Consider the following 18,343-nt stretch of genomic DNA (forward strand, 5'->3'; position numbering starts at 1 on the left):
ACATCCAACAGCAACTCATCATGACCCAACTCACTGGCGGCGAAGCGGCCGTTAAAACCCTCATCGCTCACGGCATCCATACCCTGTTTGGCCTGCCCGGCGTGCAAAACGACTGGCTGTACAATGCCCTGCATGACGCCCAAGACCAAATTCGCGTCATTCACACGCGGCATGAACAAGGTGCAGGCTACATGGCATTGGGTTTCGCATTAGCTACTGGCGAGATTGGTGTGTTTAACGTCGTGCCGGGGCCGGGTTTGCTCAACGCCAGCGCAGCGTTGGCCACAGCCTATGGGCTCAACGCCCCCGTCTTCTGCCTCACCGGGCAAATTCCAACCGGACAAATTGGTAAAGGACGCAGCGTGCTGCACGAAATTCCTGACCAGCTGGCCATTTTGCGCGGCCTCACTAAATGGGCCGAACGCGCCAATAGCGTCGCCGACGTGTCTGGCATCATGTATGCCGCCTTTGCTGAATTGCAAAACGGCCGTCCCCGACCCGTCGCTGTCGAAATTCCAATGGATGTGTTGGCCGAGCGCGGCGCAGTGGAGCTAGCCGTCAGACCAGCCTCCACAAACCATCCTCAACCCGACCCAGATTTGATTGAACAAGCTGCAAAAACATTGGGGAAAGCGAAACGGCCGCTTATTCTCGTTGGCAGTGGCGCACAAAATACCAGTGCCGAGGTGCGCCAGTTGGCGACGATGCTGGAAGCCCCCGTCGTGGGTTACCGTACCGGCATGGGCATCATGGACGGCCGTTCCTACCTGAGCCTGCATCTCCCACCCGCCCACGAACTGTGGAAAACGACCGACGCGGTGCTGCTCATTGGCACACACGGCCGTATCCCCCTCAAAAGCTGGGGTGTAGATGAGCAGATGACGCTCATCAAAATTGACGTTGATCCAACCACACACACCCTGTTCCACAAACCAAATATTGCCATCACTGCCCGCGCCGAAGATGCGCTGCCCCTGATGCTGGCACGCACCGCTGCCCACAACCAAAAGCGCACAAGCCGCAAAGATGAACTTTTAGCAATCAAGGCCGAGTGGGAACAACACACCGCCTTCCTAGAACCGCAAAAAAGCTACCTCAAAGTCATCCGAGAGGAACTGGGCGAGGACGGCATTTTTGTGGATGAACTAACGCAGGTGGGTTTTGCCAGCCGGATTGTGTATCCGGTTTACCATCCCCGTACCTACATCTCGACGGGCTACATGGGCACGCTGGGCTACGGCTTCCCCACTGGATTGGGCGTCAAAGTGACCAAGCCAGATGTCTCGGTCATTAGCGTGGCTGGGGATGGTGGCTTTATGTTTGGCGTGCAGGAGTTGGCAACGGCCGTTCAGCACCGCATCGGCCTCATCACCATCGTCTTTAACAACAACCAGTACGGCAACGTGCAGCAAATGCAGAAAAATTTGTACGGCAACCGGGTCATCGCCAGCGATTTGCACAACCCGGACTTTGTAAAATTGGCCGAATCGTTTGGCGCACAAGGGCTGCGGGCTACCAACCCCGCCGAACTGCGCCGCGCCATTCAGCAAGGCCAGCAAACTGACCTACCCACCGTTATCGAGGTTCCCGTTGGCGACATGCCCAGCGTGGATCGTTTTCGCAAATTACCAAAGATAAGATAAAGGGGATTGGAGATTGGAGACTAGAGACTGAATCAATCTCCAATCTCTAGTCTCCAGTCTCAGGAAAAAATGCTCGTTATACCAATCGCCTCCAACCTATACAAAGTTGTCAAAGAGATTGTGCAAAGCAAGCGCATGATCTTCGTCAGCGGCATTCCTGGCGTGGGCAAAAGTTTGCTCATCCAGCAGATGGCACTCATCGCCAGCGAAGCGGGGTGTGAGGTGCATCTGCTGCGCTACAATTTTGCTCGCCAGCCGTTCGAGACAGAGGTTAACATAAGTAAATATCCCGAAATTGACGGCGTGACCGACCCAGCCATCCGCAAGGCGGTGGGGTTGTGGGCGCGGCAGGCGGTGCAAAATTGGCACGAGCAACACCCCGCCCCCAACCAACTGCTCATTGGCGAACTGCCGCTCATCGGCAGCCGCCTCATCGAGCTGGTAGAGCCAGCCGACGATGCCGCCGAGCCGCTGCTAACCAGTGAGCAAACGCTGTTTGTGGTGCCGGTGCCATCCTGGGAAGTACGCGAAGTGATCGAAGCCACCCGCGCCCGCACCATCGCCGACCCGCAAAATGAGCAGGAGAAGCTAGACGCGCCGCCCAACGTTTTGCAATCCATGTGGCAAGAAGTCAATCGGCTGGCGCGGCAAATTGACCTAACCAAAGCCAGCCCGCAAACACCGTACAATCCTTACATTTACGGTGGCGTTTTTGAGGCGTTGCTCCAATTCCGGCCTTTCAAGTTACTGCTGATTGACCAGGTTTTACGGCCGTCTCGTTCTGTCTACGATTTAGATGTGTTGGCAGGCACGTTGCAGCCCACCGCAGAAGAAGCCAATGCGGCAATGGCGGCGGTAGAAAGCCGCTTTAGCCACGAGGAATTGGCCGAACTCGTGCAAAATTGGCACGCCGTTGTCACCACCAACCCCAGCCCAACTGATCCCGGCCCGGAACTGCGCCTGCCGCTGCCGCAGACGTTGGCCAATGCACCGGAAGAGACTATGTTAACGGCCGTTCAGCGCACCGCCCTGCAAAAAATCATCAATCTACCGCTGGATGCCCCGCCCGAAGACACAATTGTGGCTTTGGATGAGGCGATTGCGATGTTGGGGGTAGAAACGGCCGTCCCAACAACTCCTGCCAACGTCCACAAATTCGACGTCTACGACAGCTACTTTAACGTCAGCCGCACCAGCGAACAGAGCGGGCTGGCTTTCCTGCACGGGCTGCTACAAGCATATCGCAACGTGATGATCAATCTGCAACAGCCACCGCACACCCTCACCGTCATCGAGCTGCCCTTGCTACGCATTGCGCTGGAAACAAGTTTGCGTCAATTCGATATTTGATTGGCCACGGATTACGCGGATTAACACGGATTTCGTAGCGTACAGAAGTTCAATTTCTCGGAGAAGTTGAACTTGTAACTTGCGAGGAAAACTATGCTAAACATGCAAGAGTTAGATCAAGCACGACAGCGTTGGCAGGTAGGCCATCATCTCTTTTTTGTCTATGTGCAGTCACTCATTCTCATCTGCCAAAAGCTGCAAAGGCAGGCGGATGATGGCGATTTGAGCGCAGCCCACGCCTCCATCGAAGAGGCTACCTACCTAATGTGGGGCATCTCTGTCAGCTTCAAGCTCACCGGTGGCTTTAGCCAGGCGGCATATGATGGCTACGTGCGTCCGAATATGTTCGAAGCCAGCGAAGGGTTCAGCGGCATGTGGGCGCAGGACCACGACTATTTGATCAAGAAGACAATGCGGCAGCTCAAGCCGCTGTTTGCCAATCCGCCGGAGGAGTTGGCTGCGGCCGTACAAAAGTTCCGGCAAGCCTTTGCCATTACGTACGATTCCCATAAATACGTCTGCGACAAATTTGAAGGCGGCCAGCCCAGTTTGCTCATGGGTGAAGCTGCCCAAAAAACAGCCGGAGAAATGATTGACACCTTCAAACGCAATCGCTTGCTAGTGTTAGGCGCACCCATGCCAGGGTAAAAATAATGGAACGCAGATTTTCCTGATCGCCCTAATCAAAAAATCAGGAAAATCTGCGTCCTATTGAGATCTAGAAACTTTGAAATCTGAAATTATCTTGCCAACCAATTCCAACATCTACACCGCCTTCCAAAAGCTGGCTGCCGAGCAGCGGATGGTTTTTCTGGCTGGGCTGCCGGGGACAGGCAAAAGTTTGCTCATTCAGCAGTTGGCAGTGATAGCACAGCAAGCTGGGCGCACCGTGCATTTGCTTCAGTGGGACGTAACGCGGGCAGCTTTTGAAACGGCTGTTCTCCTGCAAACCTACCCCGAAATCGACGGCGTCACCCACCCCGCCATTCGCAAAGCTGTGGGGCTGTGGGCGCGAACGGCCGTCTTGCAATGGCATCAAACCCACACACCCAGCCACCTGCTCATCGGCGAAGTGCCGCTCATTGGCAACCGACTCACTGAACTGACCCAGCCGCTGGACGATGCTGCCGAACCGTTGCTAAACGATCCTACCTGCTGCTTTGTCATTCCCACGCCTAGCAAAACCGTGCGGCAGGTCATCGAGGACGCCCGTGCCCGCTCCATTGCCAATCCGCGCCACGAAAAAGAGGCGAGAGACGCCCAGCCCAACGTTTTGCAAATGCTGTGGGAAGAGGTAGCGGCGATTGGCTACAAGCTGGGGCTGACCGATGGCAAAAATCTAGCGTACACTCCTGGAGTGTATACGGCCGTTTACCAACACCTCCTGCAGCACCGCCACCACCAAACGCTGCTCGTTGACACTGTGCTTACACCCAACGGCTCTGCCTACGCCCTGCAAATCAGCGGCAGCGAACTCGCCGCCACGCCCAACGAAGTGGACGCCATTATGCAGCAAATCGAAACTGAATTTACGGGCAACGAACTGGAAACGGCCGTTGCCAACTGGTACAAACTATAAATCCACAGATTTCGCAGATTACACAGATTAAACCAATAAATCTAAATAATCCGCGAAATCCGTGGCTAAAAATTAAGGAGAAGCAATGAAGTTAGCCCGATTCGCTTACAACGGCCAAATTCACGAAGCCGTCTACAAAAATGACCAGCTTTGGGTAGGCAACATTGCCTACGACCCGGACGATGTGATGTGGCTGCCTCCGGTAGACGCACGCGGCTGTACGGCCGTTGGCGTCGCCCTCGGTTACGCCGACCACGCCGTCGAGCTAAAGCTGGATGTGCCGGAATACCCCCTGCTCTTTCACAAGCTGCCCAACACCTTCATCGGCCACAAAGCCAAAGTGATCCGCCCCGACGTGGAATACATGCACTACGAGGGTGAACTGGTGGTGGTGATTGGGCAAAACGGCCGTCACATCCCCGAAGAAGATGCGCTCAACTACGTCTATGGCTACACCATCGGCAACGAATGCACCGTGCGCGACTTTGTGGGCAACTACTACCGCCCCCCTGTCAAAGCCAAAGGGTTCGACACGTTTGGCCCGATGGGGCCCGTCCTCGTCACCGCCGACGAGATTGACCCTACCAACACAGAAGTTCGCACCTACGTCAACGGCGAGCCACGCCAACAAGGCAACACCAAACATCTGCGCCACAGCGTTGCCCAGCTCATCGCCTATATCTCCGAATTCAAAACCATCCAGCGCGGCGACATTATCTACACCGGCACGCCCAAAGGCATCTCCCACGTCCACGCCGGGGATGTGATGCGGGTGGAAATTGATGGCATTGGCGCACTCGAAAACGAAGTCATCGCGGGATAAATTTAGCCACAGATTTCACGGATTTACACAGATTTTTTATTTTCCTCTATGACCCTCTGTGCCACCTCCGTGTACCTCTGTGTTCCGCTTTTAAAAAAGGACTAAATTATGGCAGCAACAGGAACTCTACAAGAAAACCTCGAAAAAGTAGCTCCCTACCGAGCCAGGGTTGTCGAGCGTGGGGTGAACAACTTTATAAACGGCCGTCACACCGACGCCCTCTCCGGCAAAACATTCAACAACCACACCCCCATCGACAACAGCCACCTCTGCACCGTCACCGAAGGGGATGCCGCCGACATCGATCTTGCCGCCCAAGCCGCCCACGACGCGTTCCCCGTCTGGGCCGCAATGCCCGCCAGGCAGCGGCGCGACCTGCTTTACCGCGTCGCTGACCTCATCGAAGCCAACGCCGACGAAATCGCCCTATTAGAAAGCATCGACACTGGTCAGCCGATACGCTTCATGAGCAAAGCGGCCATACGCGCCGCCGCTAACTTCCGCTTTTTTGCCGATCGCGTCGAATCCGCCAACGACGGCCTCGCGCTACCCGCCGACGAGCATATGAATTACTCCATCCGCCAGCCCATCGGCCCCGTCGGCGTCATTACCCCGTGGAACACCCCTTTCATGCTCAGCACCTGGAAAATCGCCCCCGCGCTGGCCGCAGGCTGCACCGTCGTCCACAAACCAGCCGAACTCAGCCCCGTCACCGCCCAACGCCTCACCGAGCTGATGCACGAGGCGGGCATTCCCGCTGGCGTCGTCAATCTGGTCAACGGCTTTGGTGAGACGGCTGGCAAAGCGCTCACAGAGCATCCACTCATCAAAGCAATCGCCTTTGTCGGGGAGACAACCACCGGCAGCCACATCATGCGCCAGGGCGCAGCAACCCTCAAGCGGGTGCATTTTGAACTTGGCGGCAAGAATCCCATCATTGTGTTTGGGGATGCAGATTTGGAACGGGCTTTGGATACGGCCGTTTTCATGAAATACTCCCTCAACGGCGAACGCTGCACTTCCAGTAGCCGCCTCCTGGTAGAACGCACCGTGTACGACGAATTCACCGCCAAGCTCGCCAAGCGCGTTAAAAACCTAAAAGTCGGCCACCCACTCGACCCCAACACCGAAATTGGCCCCCTCATCCACCAAAGCCACTGGGAAAAAGTGAGCAGCTATGTGCAAATCGGCCAGGAAGATGGTGCCACCCTCATGGCAGGTGATGGCCAACACCCCGCCGGGCTGGGCGACGGTGCCTACATCACCCCCACCTTCTTCAAAGACGCTACCCCCACCATGCGAATTGCCCAAGAAGAAATCTTCGGCCCCTTCCTCACCGCCATTCCCTTCGACACCGACGCGGAAGCGCTGGAAATCGCCAACGGCGTCAAATACGGCCTCACCGCCTACATCTGGACCCGCGACGTGAGCCGCGCCCTGAAAATGGCACACCAAGTCGAAGCAGGCATGGTTTGGGTCAACTCGCAAAACGTGCGCCACCTGCCCACCCCGTTCGGCGGCGTCAAATCCAGCGGCATCGGCCGCGACGGCGGCGACTACAGCTTCGACTTCTACATGGAAACAAAAAACATCAGCATCGCCTTTGGCGACCACCGCATTCCGCGCCTCGGCGCGTAGGTCGGTAATCGGTTATCGGTGAGACGCCGGCCACAGCAAGAATTTTGCTAGGTAGGGGCAGACCCCCGTGTCTGCCCACTCTTGGGCGCACACGGGGGTGCGCCCCTACCATTGCCCAATTTTTCAAACGAATAATTTCCACCCCGCAAGGAGACGAAAATGCCAGTACGACACCCCGCCGGAACCCCACCCTTCAACATCATCCGCATGAGCCACATCGAGCTTGGCGTCACCGATTTAGATGCCTCGCGCAAGTTTTACACTGAAATTTTGGGGCTGATTGAAACCGAGCAGGTCGGCGATTCAATTTATTTGCGCGGACTGGAGGAACGCAACCATCACTCCTTCGTCCTCACCAAAGTGGCTGAGCCACACGTTATTCGGCTGGGCTTCAAAGTCGCCAGCGAGGTAGATCTGGACAGCATGGCTACCTATTTTGGCGAAAAAGGGATGGCGACAAGCTGGGTCACGCAGCACGGGCAAGGCCGCTCGCTGCAAATTCGTGACCCATTTGGGATGCCATTAGAGTTTTGCTACAAATTTGCCCAGGCAGAACGAATGCTCCAGCAGTACGGCGCGTATCGCGGCTGCCACCCGCAGCGCATAGACCATTTCAACTGCTTCACCCCCAACGTGCAGGCCAGCCACGACTTTTGGGCATTAGAGCTAGGCTTCCGCACCACCGAATACACCGTCTCTGAAGATGCCGACCCGCAGCTATGGGCAATTTGGATGCACCGCAAAGGCAACATCCACGACATGGCGTTCACCAACGGCGCGGGGCCGCGTTTGCACCACGTGGCGCTCTGGGTGCCTACCGCCATGCACATCATCCACCTTTGCGATTTGATGTCTACAACAGGGTATCTCAGCAACATGGAGCGTGGCCCTGGACGACACGGCATCTCCAACGCCTTCTTCCTCTACGTTCGTGACCCAGACGGCCACCGCATTGAAATTTACACCAGCGACTACCTCACGGTTGACCCAGACCTGGAACCCATCGAGTGGCAGCTCCGCGACCCTCAGCGGCAAACCCTGTGGGGCGCACCCGCCCCCAAATCCTGGTTTGAAGAAGGCTCCCCGTTAGCAGGCGCAACAGAACAGCCGCCTACATTACAGGCCCAACCCATCATCGCCCCGTAGCCGCAGATTATTTCCGCGCCGCAAACTCGCGGAAAGAATCCGCGGCTACAAAAATTTGGTGACAAATGCTCAATCTTCTTTCTCTTCCCTATATTTCCTTTTTAGCCTTTCCATAGAAATAAGAAATGAACCTACAACAAGAACGGTCATAATGACTGTGTATTTTCCGTATGATTTAAGTGACAAATCCATTACCACGCCCAACGCACCGGAAACAATTACAAACTTAAACAAGGCCGACCGCACAAGGTCAGAGCGTACAGCTTTTTCTTCCTCTAATTTTTCGCCCAATAGCATGAAGACAATTATCAGGTAAACTACGGAAATAAGTATTACAGGCACTAACCATGTGGTTGGCATAACCAAAATCCTCTTCGCTGGCAGTATACACGAACAACGTCAAATTAAAGTTGTTGAATTTTAGCATAATGTAGTACGGCCGTTTCCCCACCTCCCCCAAACTAAAAAGTGACCAACTTTCGTCGGCCACTATTCAAACAATCAAGCGCGGGCGATTTTCTTTAACTCGCCAAAGCCAATAAGGCGGTAGTTAGCCTCATCCCACAGCCGGTAGCGAATGCACTTGAAGCTTTGCAGCAGCGTCAGCGGCTCTACGTGCAGCTCAGGGTTGGCATTGTGGCACGGCTCTAAGTTGTAGTTGGGAATGCGCGGGCTGAGGTGGTGAATGTGGTGGAAGCCGATATTGCCGGTAAACCATTGCAAAATCTTGGGTAACTTATAAAACGAGCTGCCTTCGACAGCGGCCGTTGCGTAATCCCACTCATAATGCCGCTTCCAATACACTTCTTCGTACTGGTGCTGCACGTAAAAAAGCCACACGCCAGCCGAAGCGGCTAATCCCAACACAGATAGCTGCAAAATGGCGTACGTTTTGAACCCAATCAACAGGCTCATCAAGGTCACAATCATCACCAAAGCCACATTAGTGAGCCACACGCTGCGGCGTTCCCGCTTGCGCCCCTTTAGCGGAATGCGGTGTACAAAGAGGAACAAGATCAGTGGGGAAATCACAAATAAAACCAGCGGGTAGCGGTAGATGCGATACGCTGCCCGCAGCCACCAGGGGGAAGCCAAATATTCATCCACGGTCATCATCCAGACGTCACCATCGCCGCGCCGATCCAGGTCGCCAGAGGCAGAGTGGTGCAGGGCGTGGCCGTGCCGCCAAGCAAAGAAGGGCGTAAAGGTGATCAGCCCGGTAATGAAGCCCACAATTTCATTGGCTCGCCGGGAAGGAAAGAAGGAACCGTGACCGCAATCATGAAAAATGATGAAGGCGCGCACGGTAAAGCCGCCTGCCAAAATGATGAGCGGCAGCGCCAGCCAAAAAGATATGCGGTAAGCTGGCACCATCAGGAACCACACCAAAAAGTATGGCACCAGGGTGTTTACAATTTGCCAAACGCTGCGGCGCAGGTCTGGCTGTTGGTAAGGAGCCACGGCCGTTTTCCAGGCGCGGCTTTCGGCTAAAATTGGCCGGGTTTGTGATTGGGTCATCTGTTGTCTCTCCAAATGTGATTCTAAGGTTGGGCAGGATACTGAGTGTAATTGTAACGGCCGTTTCCCCAAAAACGACCCATCCGCCACCAAACACCCAAATTGTTTAGCTGTTACTCACCCACTAATGCTGCAAAAGCGTCATCAATTGGCGCATCTGGCGAGGATGCCTGTGCCATAATCCAGTCAATGACGGGTTGTCGCCAGTTGATGGCGGTGTTGTAGCCATCGGGGTCGTACACAGACAGCAGAGCGTAATCGTCACCGCCCGCGTACATGAAGTCGTTGACCAGCACGGTGTAAAAAGCGTCCGGGTCTAGCTCTTCGCCAGTGGCTTTGAGATGCCAGCGGAAGCTCTCGCGGTAAACACCGCCCACCGCCGCCGAATCTTGCCCCAGCATCACCTCCAACTGCTCACCCGTCAGCAGCAGTTCCACAATCACATTCTCGAAGGGCATCACGCCCACCACATCCGCCAGGGTGATGTCGCCTGGGGGCAAATCGGCGCGCATGCCGCCCAGGTTGGTGATGGCCACATCGGCCGTGGGGTAGGCCCACAGCCACGCCTCGGTGATGAGCGACTGCATCCCCTGGCTGCGCCGCAGCAGCCCACCCTCGCTGTAGCCGATAGTGCGATTCAGCTCGGCGTCGGCCTCCTCTTGCCAGCGCATCACAATCGCCTCAACCTCAGGATCGGCTGCGCCGCCGCTGTTGCTGCGTACGCCATAATCTACAGAGACAACTTCATCATTTTCGATATCGAATTGAAAGGTGGCGTAGGCGTAACCGGCAAAGGCGGTGCCGCCTTCTAGCAACACAATGTCATTCACTTCGCTGGCAAACAGTTCGTTGCAGTGGCCCCCGCCCAGCAGAGCAATGCCCAAATCGGACACGTTCTGCGCCAAAATTTCCAACGACGTTTGGCAAATATGGCCGGGTACGACAATCATTTCCGCGCCAGTTTCCCGCACCTGTGGGACAACCTCACGCAGGGCGGTTTCATACGCCAAAAAATCAAACTCAGTGATGTTGACGGGGTTGGTGGTAGTTGGCGTTTGGGTGGTGGTGAGGCCGATGACACCAACCTGGATGTCATTGACGGTGACGATGGTGTACGGCCGTATCCCCAAATCTTCCGGCGTCGTGCCATCACTTTTGTACCGAATGTTAGCGCTCAAAAATGGAAAGTCCGACTCAGCGGCGCGTGCTTGTAAAGCCTCCAGACCAAAATCAAACTCGTGGTTGCCCACGGCAGCGGCATCATACCCCATCGCGTTCATCACTTCGGCCATGCTCTGCCCCTGGAACCAGGTGGAGATGGCTGGGCCCGTCCACATATCGCCGCCGCTGAGTAGCAGGAAGTTGCCATCGGGCTGGTATGCTTCGGCCGTGCGCCAGAGGCCCATCAGGTTGGCGGCGCTGGCCCCGGCCTGCAAGCCTGCCATCCGGCCGTGCTCGTCGTTGGTGTAGAGGATGGTGATTTCGCGGATGGCGTCACCTGTTTCTTCCAAAGCAGGTTCAGCTACTGTTTCTTCTGTTGGCGTGGTTGTGGGGGTGGAAACGGCCGTTTGGCGACAACCAATCACAACCAAGCCAATCACACCCATCATGACAAGAATCAAACGTTTGTAAGGTTTCATAACACCCTCTAGTTTACATAATCAATTAGTTTAGATTGAAATGATTACACAAGTATTACAGCACTATTCAAATAGCAGAATAAGTAAAAACTATTATGAATTTTTTATAGACATTCATTTCTTTATGGCTATGATAGCACAAGGTCTGGCTAGGTTAAGAGGAACTCCTCCCCCCAAACTGGCACGAGAGAAGCTAATGGAAACATTGGCACGCGACTGGAACAACCCTAGTTCAGGCGCAGACGGATATTCACCCCTTCCTCGACCCGAATATTTGTCGTAGCTCATAGAAAACCACCCTCCTGGTTGATTGAGCGAGCCGCCCTCTGGGCGGTTTTTTTTTGCCAGTTTGCAAGGAACTAACTTTCACATTTTGTCGTTATTAGTGTATGCTCCAAGCAGCCGGGGTGATCCTGCTGCCATTTTGTCTAACTTTCATACGCAAAAACAAAATGATGATACGTGAACAACATTCCGCTACGACAACATTCTTTCGACTGAGCCTGTTGCTGCTGCTTTTCCTCCTGCTGCTAGCGGCCTGCGGCGGTGCAGATGAAGCCGTGGAAGAAGCAGGGGATGCAGATACCAGCGAAATAGATGATACGAGCGACAGCGAAACGATTGAAGATGGAGACATCGGGGCAACCGGCAGTGAAGAAGACAGTGGCGAAATCCCACCAACGCCAGAGCCGGGCAGCAAGGTAGAGGAAGCCCGCTCCACCCCAATCCCAGCCAGCGCTGATGCAATTGCCGCCAACCCTGCGCCCCCTGCAGACCGCGTCGAAGCTGAAAATACGGCCGTTCTCCCCAATCTTGATCTTGTTTTCCTCATTGACGTTACCGGCAGCATGTCCAACGAGCTGTCGCAGCTTCAGGCAAATCTCCCAGATTTTGTCAATCATTTAGCCACATTATCGGCAACAGTCAACCTGCGGTTGGGTCTGGTAATGTACCGCGATCAGGGGAAATTGGATGCCAGCCAACTGTTTGACTTTACTGAAGACACGGCTTTGTTTGCTGACCAATTAGCGACTTTAACGGCCGTTGGCGGCGGCGACTATGCAGAAGCAATGAACGATGGACTATATCAAGCCGTCACCAGGTTAAGCTGGCGCACGGAGTCTGCCAAACTTCTCATCATCGTTGGTGATGCACCACCGCGGGCCACCGATGCGAACGCCCCCACTTTCGAAGAAACCAGCACAATTGCCGCCGAGCAAGACATCATTATTTACACTGTTGGCAGCGATGGTCTGGATGCCGAAGGTGTAGCGACCTACCAGCAGATTGCCCAAATTGGCAACGGCCGTTTCTACTTCGTCTCAGATAATCCAGAAGTTAATGTGAACGGGGCAACGGCCGTTTACCCAACCAGCCAGCTCACCACCATAGTTGTTGAAATCGTCCAGGAGGTGCTCGATGCCCAAATTCCATAAGACAATGGGGAAAAGGCCGCTTTTTTGGACCATTTGCGCCCTACTTCTGTTGCTGGCTGTTTGGCTAGCCGCTTGCTCCTCGCCACCAGAGGTTGTTGAAGTCACTCGCGTGGTCACAGAAGAAGAGAGTGTAACCATCGAAGTGACGCGCGTGGTCACCGAAACAGAAACGGTTACTGAAACCGTGACAGAGACAGTTGTCGAAGAAGCAGAAGTTACGGGCGATGATCTGCCTTCGGCCACAGGCAGCGAAGATGATTCCGGGCCGCTTCCTCCAGCGCCGGACGATGGGCCAAAAGTAAGCTCGCGTGGGGTCACAACCATTGCCACAGCCTTCACCGCAGATGAGATTGGTTTGGAAACGGCCGTGCCACGCCGCGCTAATCCATCCAGAGAAAACAGTATCGAGGAGCCAACCCGCAGTGCCGCTGCCAGCACCGTAAGCGCGAGTGAATGGCAGCAATTATGTCAACTATCCAAAAAAGTGCCTAAAATACAGTGCGAGTAAGCGGCCGTTTACCAATCACACGGCTATTTGCGAATTAATGGTTTCATCTCGCAATGGACTATAGTAGAATCTGCTGGGAAATACGGCCGTGGGTCGTCATCAGCACCGCCTACGAAAAGTAACTATCCGCAGGGTTACACAGGCTTGTCCTGAGCTTGCCGAAGGATTATGCAGATTTTCCTCTCGCTTTCTCTGTGTAGCTTTGTATCACCTCCGTGTAACTCCGTGTTCCTAAAAAATTTCCAGGAGAATAAAATGAGCGAAAAGCAAACCATAAACTTACTCACAAATGCCAAATGGTACGATCTCACCCAATCCCTGAGCATCTTCACCCCACCCTGGCCCGGCGAAATGCCCTTGCAGGTACACTTCTTCAAGCGGCTCACTGGCTCTTGGGGCGGCGGCCAGGGAGCCAATGGCCAGCTCATCGAGTGGAGCAACAACACAGGCACGCACCTCGTCGGGCCCCGTGCCTTCCACTCCGGCGCCAAAGCCATCGCCGATATTCCCCTGTCTGACCTGTGTGGTGAAGGCGTCGTTGTAGATATTTCTGATGCGGTGTCTGATTATTCGCTTTACACGCCAGAAATGATTACCGAGCGCGCCGAAGTGAAAGAAGGCGACATTCTCATCATCAACACCGGCTACCACAAGCACACCTTTGACCAGCCCGACACACCCAACCCCACCGCACAAGGCGGCATCGAAAACAAAGAATTTGGCTACTACGTGCGCCACCCTGGGCCGTCGCCAGAATTTTTCCAATGGGCACTGGATATGAAGCTGAAACTCATTGGCGTGGACTGCGGCAGCGCGGAACATCCGATGAACACTAGCATTCGCTACCAGCACGCCCGCGAATTTGAGAAGGCAGAGGCCAAGCTACGTGAGACGCACGGCAAAAGCTGGGATGAGCTGTTTCCACCAGAGGAATATCACGCGCTTTCCCACATCACAATTCCAAAGTCGGGCATGTTGCTGGCCGAATCTTTGGGTGGGCAAATTGGCGCATTGAGCAACCAACGTGCCTGGATTATGGTCGGGGCGATTCCGTTTATGGAAGTGGAGTCTGCCTGGGCGCGGGTGGCGGCTCTGCAAGCACCAGATGGCATGAGCAACGACGACTTTTTCGCCGCCATGCGCGAACAAGCGATGCTGGATTTGACGCTGCCGTTTAGCGTGCAGACGCCGCAGTGGGCCAACTATGAACCTTTGAGCGTGAAATACACCAAGCGGGTGGGCGGGCAAGATTTTGGGCTGGGGCGCAACAACGCCCACTGCCGCGCCAGCTTCCACCTGGCTACACATATGGATGGCGAGAAACATTTCCACGCCGCCGGGCGTACCGTTGGACAGATGCCGTTTGAGACATGGTTTGGCCCAGGCGTGATTGTGGATATTTCAGACACGGTGAGCAATTCTAGCGTCTACACGCCCGCGATGATCGAGGAGCGGGTGGATATTCAGCAGGGTGACATCCTCATCATCAAAACGGGCTATTACAAATACGGCTGGAACAGCCCAGATTCGGATGAGTTCCGCTACATGATTAAGCACCCAGGGCCATCGCCAGATTTTGCGGATTGGTGCCTTCAGAAAGAAATCAAGTGGCTGGGCATAGACTGTGTAGCCATGGAGCATCCGATGAACACAATTCAGCGCATCTGGCATCCCAAAACCTTTGCCGAGGCGAATCAAAAGCTGATTGATCAGTACGGTAAGGATTGGGATGAGATGTATCCGCTGGACAAATTTTACCAGGATATGCACCTCAACCTGTTCAACAAGGGCGTGATTCATGCAGAAAATTTGGGTGGTGATATTGGGGTGGCGGGAAACGGCCGTTACTTCATCGCCGCCTTCATCCAAAAAGGGATGGAACTGGCCTCCTGCTGGGGCCGCTTCATCGCCTTTAAGGACAATTAGCCACGGATTGCGCGGATTTTCGCGGATTAGATTTTATGGGCAAATTGCTTTATGAGAGCCTATCGCATGAGGTAATTGGAGCAGCGATGGAGGTTCATCGTACTTTGGGTTACGGTTTTTTAGAGGCCGTTTACGAAAATGCTTTGGCACATGAGTTGGCTCTTCGTAGTGTACAGCTTGAAAGGCAGAAGCAGCTACCAGTTCAGTACAAAGGATTGAACGTTGGGCATTATGTAGCAGACATTGTTGTAGAAGATGTCATCATTCTGGAACTAAAATCATTATCCAAAGGATTGGCAAGAGAACACCATGCTCAAATAATCAACTATCTTGTAGCCACAGGCATTCAAGTCGGTTTATTGTTGAATTTTGGGCAACCATCTTTAGAGTATAAACGTTTCACCAAAACGAAAAATCCGCGCAATCCGCGGCAAAAGAGGAGCTAATAATGTCAAAAACACATACTGTTAGCATGTCGCAGAAGGCGTACCCAGGGGGTTTGCGGTTTTTTGAGTGTCGGGAGTGTGCGTATGCGTTTGCGGCCGAGGTGAACGAGGTGGGTGTTTTGGAATATGCTACCAAAATCACCGTGAATCATGGCGACCTGGAGGCGGCGCATTCTTACTTCTTCATCCCTGATGAGGTGCCAACGCTTAGCATCTCAGCCACGTATTCGCAGGATGATGACGAGATGTAGAAGCAAAATGGCCTGACAGATTTTGCCAATCTGTCAGGCCAAATTATTGTTAGTATGGGGAGCCACCATTGACATAGAGTGGTGTGTCTAGCACACCTACATATTGCAGCAGATCCACCATTGTGAAGTCACCGTATGACCCCAAAACAGGCTTCCAGTTAGGGTATGAGCGCACAAACGAGAGTCGATCTCCCTCTAACAGACCAATAAGCACTTCGGCTACGATACGGCCGCCTACCGGCCCCAACCGTTCACCATATTCACGCACCTGCGCCTCGCGCAAGATGTAGAACCAGAGTGGGGTTTCCTCGGCAAAGCCCAAGTCACGTACGTCATCTAGCTCATCACGGCCAAGTGGTTCTTCACCCATAGCACGGGCAATGGTTTGACCAGACGGCAAGCCATAAGTGCGACCACGCACCAGATTACGCTGCGCCAGTGAGCGAATATCGTTTTTGCCTGTGAAGAAGGGTAGCTCAAACAGAGGGCCAGATAGCACCGTGTTGATGCTGCGGCTGGATTGATGTACCCCATCGCCGGTATCGAACAGGTAGCGCCAATCTACAAAGCGGCGGTCAGCCCGTACGCCAAACCCAGACAAGTCATCGGGGTCATCTTTGCCGATTTCGTTGACATCGAACAGGGGGATTTGAGGACGGCCGTTCGCTTCAAAAACGTCATTCACCTGCAACGCACCGGGCACCTGGGCATGCCCATACCGGTACGCTGCCACGGCAAACTCCACCGGAATGAACGGCTGATGTCGCCAATTGTAAAAGCGACGGCCACTACTATAGCTTTTGCCCGTGTAGATGCTCTCCACCAGATCGTGCCCCACCAAAAGCGGCAAGAACTCGTGCAAAACAATCCACTGATAATGCCAACGCACCAGCCGCTGCGCCTCATCAAAGTCGCGCACATCCCGCAAAACCTGGTTGTGGAACTTTAGGAAAGCAAGGTGTAGCTGGGCAACAACCAAATTTTCATCATTGCGTGGGTCGCCAATGAGCGCCGTGCCAATGCTATTGCGGGGCAAATCGTTGGGAGCGTCATCATCCAAAAGCATGTAAGGCAAGCCGCGAATGGCACGGTACAGGTGTGGCGTGGCGTCAGGATTTGACCCGTAAACGCTGTCCAGTTCCAGCACTGGGGTGCGGAAATTTTGAATCGCTTCCGGGTCGTTGCGCTGTTCCAGGCTCGATGTGGTATCCAGAGTGATGTCGTGGTCAATAAACTGGCCGAGAAAGACAAACCCGGCGGGCATGGCGTCATTTGGTGTATCGTGGGCAGTGCCGGGGTCCATTGGGCCACCAACTGCGCCTAGCTCAATGAGTGCCTCTGGCGGGGGCAAAAAGGGCGGCAATGAGGGGAACAAACGGCCGAATTTGCCTTGATTATAAAATCGAGATTGCGGTGCATTTAAGCCTCGCTGAAACGCACCGCCTCCGTGTCGAGAACGGATATGACTCATAATTTTTCTCCTTTAATTAACAATACAATTTAGTAGATATGTAACAAGCCACCTTTGGTGTTGGCCGTGAGGTCTGGCGTGGCGGGAATCCAGGCGATGGCCATTTCTGCCTCCAGGCGGTAGGTGCCCGGTGCGCCAATTTGGGTGGGTACGGTGATGGCAACTTTTTTGGCATCTGTGTTAATAGCACCATAGGCTGTCCCTATCTTTTGCCGCGCTTTACTGCCAAGTTGGGCTGCGTAGATAGCGGCCTGGTAGTTCAAGGGGGTTTGCTTTTCAAAACTTATTTTTTCCAAATCAAGATAAAGTTGAACGTTGAACGCATTTCCATGCTGAAGCAGGATGTTTGGCGTATTCAACTCAACAGATAAAGGTTGGGAAGCAACGTTGGTTTGAAGGATTGTGTCTGCTTGTTCTGGCTGGGTTGGTGAGGCAACGGCCGTTTTCAACCGATCAGTCTCAACATTCGATACGAATTGCATCGTTAGTTCGTCAACGGTGGTTTGGGGTTCAGCTTTTGCCTTTGGCTTTTGGGTTACGCCAGCCTGCTCGGCAATAAACTGTTTCACCGCTCTGGGTCGCCAACCCGACCACGATTTCTTACTTTCTTCCTGCACATGCACGACGCGGGTGCGCCGTACTGAATTGTCCTTATCCAGCAGCAGCTCCACGGTAAAGGTGGCATACCGCTGGCCGTCGCCATCTGCAACTGAATGTGCCGCCGAGAGCAGCGCATCTGCCTGCCCCAACCAATCCTCTTGCTGAATTCGTTCGGCCGTAAAGCCTGGAAGTAATTCTGCAAGTGTTCGGGGAGAAACGGCCGTTAACTGTGCATACGTATAAATCTCAGCCGCGTGTAAACGTGCCTCTGTTGCTGGTCCAATGCCCTTTATCTGCCGAAAGTCATCTTGTGTTGTGGGGGATGATTTTTGTTTCATTTTGGCCTCCGGTTTGCAAAAATAAAGCCC

At 54.1% G+C, this 18,343-nt stretch carries 17 protein-coding genes; 12 read left to right on the forward strand and 5 right to left on the reverse strand.

Translation table 11 applies throughout. The features are described 5' to 3' along the window. The first annotated feature begins 20 nt into the window (after window positions 1-20). The 7 genes from ACOQPM_RS06295 to hpaD all read left to right on the forward strand — a co-directional run bounded on the left by ACOQPM_RS06295 (window position 21) and on the right by hpaD (window position 8,179). On the forward strand, window positions 21-1,643 hold the full coding sequence (locus tag ACOQPM_RS06295; protein WP_420628390.1) for a thiamine pyrophosphate-dependent enzyme: 1,623 nt from the start codon (window positions 21-23) through the stop codon (window positions 1,641-1,643). 69 nt (window positions 1,644-1,712) lie between these two features. Continuing rightward, the gene (locus ACOQPM_RS06300) at window positions 1,713-2,993 is read left to right on the forward strand and encodes a hypothetical protein (protein WP_420628391.1); all 1,281 of its coding nucleotides are present in this window, start codon (window positions 1,713-1,715) and stop codon (window positions 2,991-2,993) included. A gap of 102 nt (window positions 2,994-3,095) precedes the next feature. Then, window positions 3,096-3,641 carry a hypothetical protein gene (locus ACOQPM_RS06305; protein WP_420628392.1) on the forward strand — a complete coding sequence of 182 codons (546 nt, stop codon included), beginning with the start codon at window positions 3,096-3,098 and terminating at the stop codon, window positions 3,639-3,641. 79 nt (window positions 3,642-3,720) lie between these two features. Beyond that, the gene (locus ACOQPM_RS06310) at window positions 3,721-4,572 is read left to right on the forward strand and encodes a hypothetical protein (RefSeq protein ID WP_420628393.1); all 852 of its coding nucleotides are present in this window, start codon (window positions 3,721-3,723) and stop codon (window positions 4,570-4,572) included. A gap of 85 nt (window positions 4,573-4,657) precedes the next feature. Next, window positions 4,658-5,395, forward strand: a complete 738-nt coding sequence (locus ACOQPM_RS06315) for a fumarylacetoacetate hydrolase family protein (RefSeq protein ID WP_420628394.1) — start codon at window positions 4,658-4,660, stop codon at window positions 5,393-5,395. 108 nt (window positions 5,396-5,503) lie between these two features. Next, the gene (gene hpaE, locus ACOQPM_RS06320) at window positions 5,504-7,033 is read left to right on the forward strand and encodes a 5-carboxymethyl-2-hydroxymuconate semialdehyde dehydrogenase (RefSeq protein WP_420628395.1); all 1,530 of its coding nucleotides are present in this window, start codon (window positions 5,504-5,506) and stop codon (window positions 7,031-7,033) included. Window positions 7,034-7,192: 159 nt separating this feature from the next. After that, the gene (gene hpaD / locus ACOQPM_RS06325; protein ID WP_420628396.1) at window positions 7,193-8,179 is read left to right on the forward strand and encodes a 3,4-dihydroxyphenylacetate 2,3-dioxygenase; all 987 of its coding nucleotides are present in this window, start codon (window positions 7,193-7,195) and stop codon (window positions 8,177-8,179) included. A gap of 69 nt (window positions 8,180-8,248) precedes the next feature. Here hpaD and ACOQPM_RS06330 read toward each other — a convergent pair whose 3' ends face one another. The 3 genes from ACOQPM_RS06330 to ACOQPM_RS06340 form a co-directional block, all read right to left on the reverse strand. Further along, a complete protein-coding gene (locus ACOQPM_RS06330) occupies window positions 8,249-8,539 on the reverse strand; it encodes a hypothetical protein (RefSeq protein ID WP_420628397.1) in 291 nt (96 codons plus the stop codon). 141 nt (window positions 8,540-8,680) lie between these two features. Next, entirely contained in the window at window positions 8,681-9,697 is a 1,017-nt protein-coding gene (locus ACOQPM_RS06335; protein ID WP_420628398.1) for a fatty acid desaturase, read from the reverse strand. Between the two features lie 113 nt (window positions 9,698-9,810). Then, window positions 9,811-11,337: a bifunctional metallophosphatase/5'-nucleotidase gene (locus ACOQPM_RS06340; RefSeq protein WP_420628399.1), complete on the reverse strand. Its 1,527-nt coding sequence runs from the start codon at window positions 11,335-11,337 to the stop codon at window positions 9,811-9,813. Between the two features lie 452 nt (window positions 11,338-11,789). Between ACOQPM_RS06340 and ACOQPM_RS06345 the strand changes: the two genes are divergently transcribed. From ACOQPM_RS06345 to ACOQPM_RS06365, 5 genes are all read left to right on the forward strand, one after another. Continuing rightward, window positions 11,790-12,773, forward strand: coding sequence for a vWA domain-containing protein (locus ACOQPM_RS06345; RefSeq protein WP_420628400.1), 984 nt, complete (start codon window positions 11,790-11,792; stop codon window positions 12,771-12,773). Next, window positions 12,757-13,281, forward strand: a complete 525-nt coding sequence (locus tag ACOQPM_RS06350; protein WP_420628401.1) for a hypothetical protein — start codon at window positions 12,757-12,759, stop codon at window positions 13,279-13,281. The genes ACOQPM_RS06345 and ACOQPM_RS06350 overlap by 17 nt, the downstream gene beginning before the upstream one ends. Window positions 13,282-13,536: 255 nt before the next feature. Continuing rightward, window positions 13,537-15,207, forward strand: coding sequence for a cyclase family protein (locus ACOQPM_RS06355; protein WP_420628402.1), 1,671 nt, complete (start codon window positions 13,537-13,539; stop codon window positions 15,205-15,207). 35 nt (window positions 15,208-15,242) lie between these two features. Then, complete coding sequence (locus tag ACOQPM_RS06360; protein WP_420628403.1) at window positions 15,243-15,653, forward strand: GxxExxY protein; 411 nt, start codon at window positions 15,243-15,245, stop codon at window positions 15,651-15,653. A gap of 2 nt (window positions 15,654-15,655) precedes the next feature. Beyond that, entirely contained in the window at window positions 15,656-15,904 is a 249-nt protein-coding gene (locus ACOQPM_RS06365; protein ID WP_420628404.1) for a hypothetical protein, read from the forward strand. Window positions 15,905-15,953: 49 nt separating this feature from the next. Here ACOQPM_RS06365 and ACOQPM_RS06370 read toward each other — a convergent pair whose 3' ends face one another. Next, window positions 15,954-17,375 (reverse strand): peroxidase family protein, encoded by a 1,422-nt coding sequence (locus ACOQPM_RS06370; protein WP_420628405.1) that lies wholly within the window; start codon window positions 17,373-17,375, stop codon window positions 15,954-15,956. 29 nt (window positions 17,376-17,404) lie between these two features. Beyond that, window positions 17,405-18,313: a hypothetical protein gene (locus tag ACOQPM_RS06375; protein WP_420628406.1), complete on the reverse strand. Its 909-nt coding sequence runs from the start codon at window positions 18,311-18,313 to the stop codon at window positions 17,405-17,407. Window positions 18,314-18,343: the final 30 nt, after the last annotated feature.

The sequence above is a fragment of the Candidatus Leptofilum sp. genome, from assembly GCF_965223525.1.
Lineage (GTDB): Bacteria > Chloroflexota > Anaerolineae > Promineifilales > Promineifilaceae > Leptofilum.

Coding starts and splice junctions, on each gene's coding strand:
- ACOQPM_RS06360 (WP_420628403.1), top strand. CDS start 15,243: ATGGGCAAATTGCTTTATGAGAGCCTATCGCATGAGGTAATTGGAGCA.
- ACOQPM_RS06350 (WP_420628401.1), top strand. CDS start 12,757: ATGCCCAAATTCCATAAGACAATGGGGAAAAGGCCGCTTTTTTGGACC.
- ACOQPM_RS06355 (WP_420628402.1), top strand. CDS start 13,537: ATGAGCGAAAAGCAAACCATAAACTTACTCACAAATGCCAAATGGTAC.
- ACOQPM_RS06375 (WP_420628406.1), bottom strand. CDS start 18,313: ATGAAACAAAAATCATCCCCCACAACACAAGATGACTTTCGGCAGATA.
- ACOQPM_RS06295 (WP_420628390.1), top strand. CDS start 21: ATGACCCAACTCACTGGCGGCGAAGCGGCCGTTAAAACCCTCATCGCT.
- ACOQPM_RS06315 (WP_420628394.1), top strand. CDS start 4,658: ATGAAGTTAGCCCGATTCGCTTACAACGGCCAAATTCACGAAGCCGTC.
- ACOQPM_RS06305 (WP_420628392.1), top strand. CDS start 3,096: ATGCAAGAGTTAGATCAAGCACGACAGCGTTGGCAGGTAGGCCATCAT.
- ACOQPM_RS06335 (WP_420628398.1), bottom strand. CDS start 9,697: ATGACCCAATCACAAACCCGGCCAATTTTAGCCGAAAGCCGCGCCTGG.
- ACOQPM_RS06370 (WP_420628405.1), bottom strand. CDS start 17,375: ATGAGTCATATCCGTTCTCGACACGGAGGCGGTGCGTTTCAGCGAGGC.
- hpaD (WP_420628396.1), top strand. CDS start 7,193: ATGCCAGTACGACACCCCGCCGGAACCCCACCCTTCAACATCATCCGC.
- ACOQPM_RS06340 (WP_420628399.1), bottom strand. CDS start 11,337: ATGAAACCTTACAAACGTTTGATTCTTGTCATGATGGGTGTGATTGGC.
- ACOQPM_RS06345 (WP_420628400.1), top strand. CDS start 11,790: ATGATGATACGTGAACAACATTCCGCTACGACAACATTCTTTCGACTG.
- ACOQPM_RS06365 (WP_420628404.1), top strand. CDS start 15,656: ATGTCAAAAACACATACTGTTAGCATGTCGCAGAAGGCGTACCCAGGG.
- hpaE (WP_420628395.1), top strand. CDS start 5,504: ATGGCAGCAACAGGAACTCTACAAGAAAACCTCGAAAAAGTAGCTCCC.
- ACOQPM_RS06330 (WP_420628397.1), bottom strand. CDS start 8,539: ATGCCAACCACATGGTTAGTGCCTGTAATACTTATTTCCGTAGTTTAC.
- ACOQPM_RS06300 (WP_420628391.1), top strand. CDS start 1,713: ATGCTCGTTATACCAATCGCCTCCAACCTATACAAAGTTGTCAAAGAG.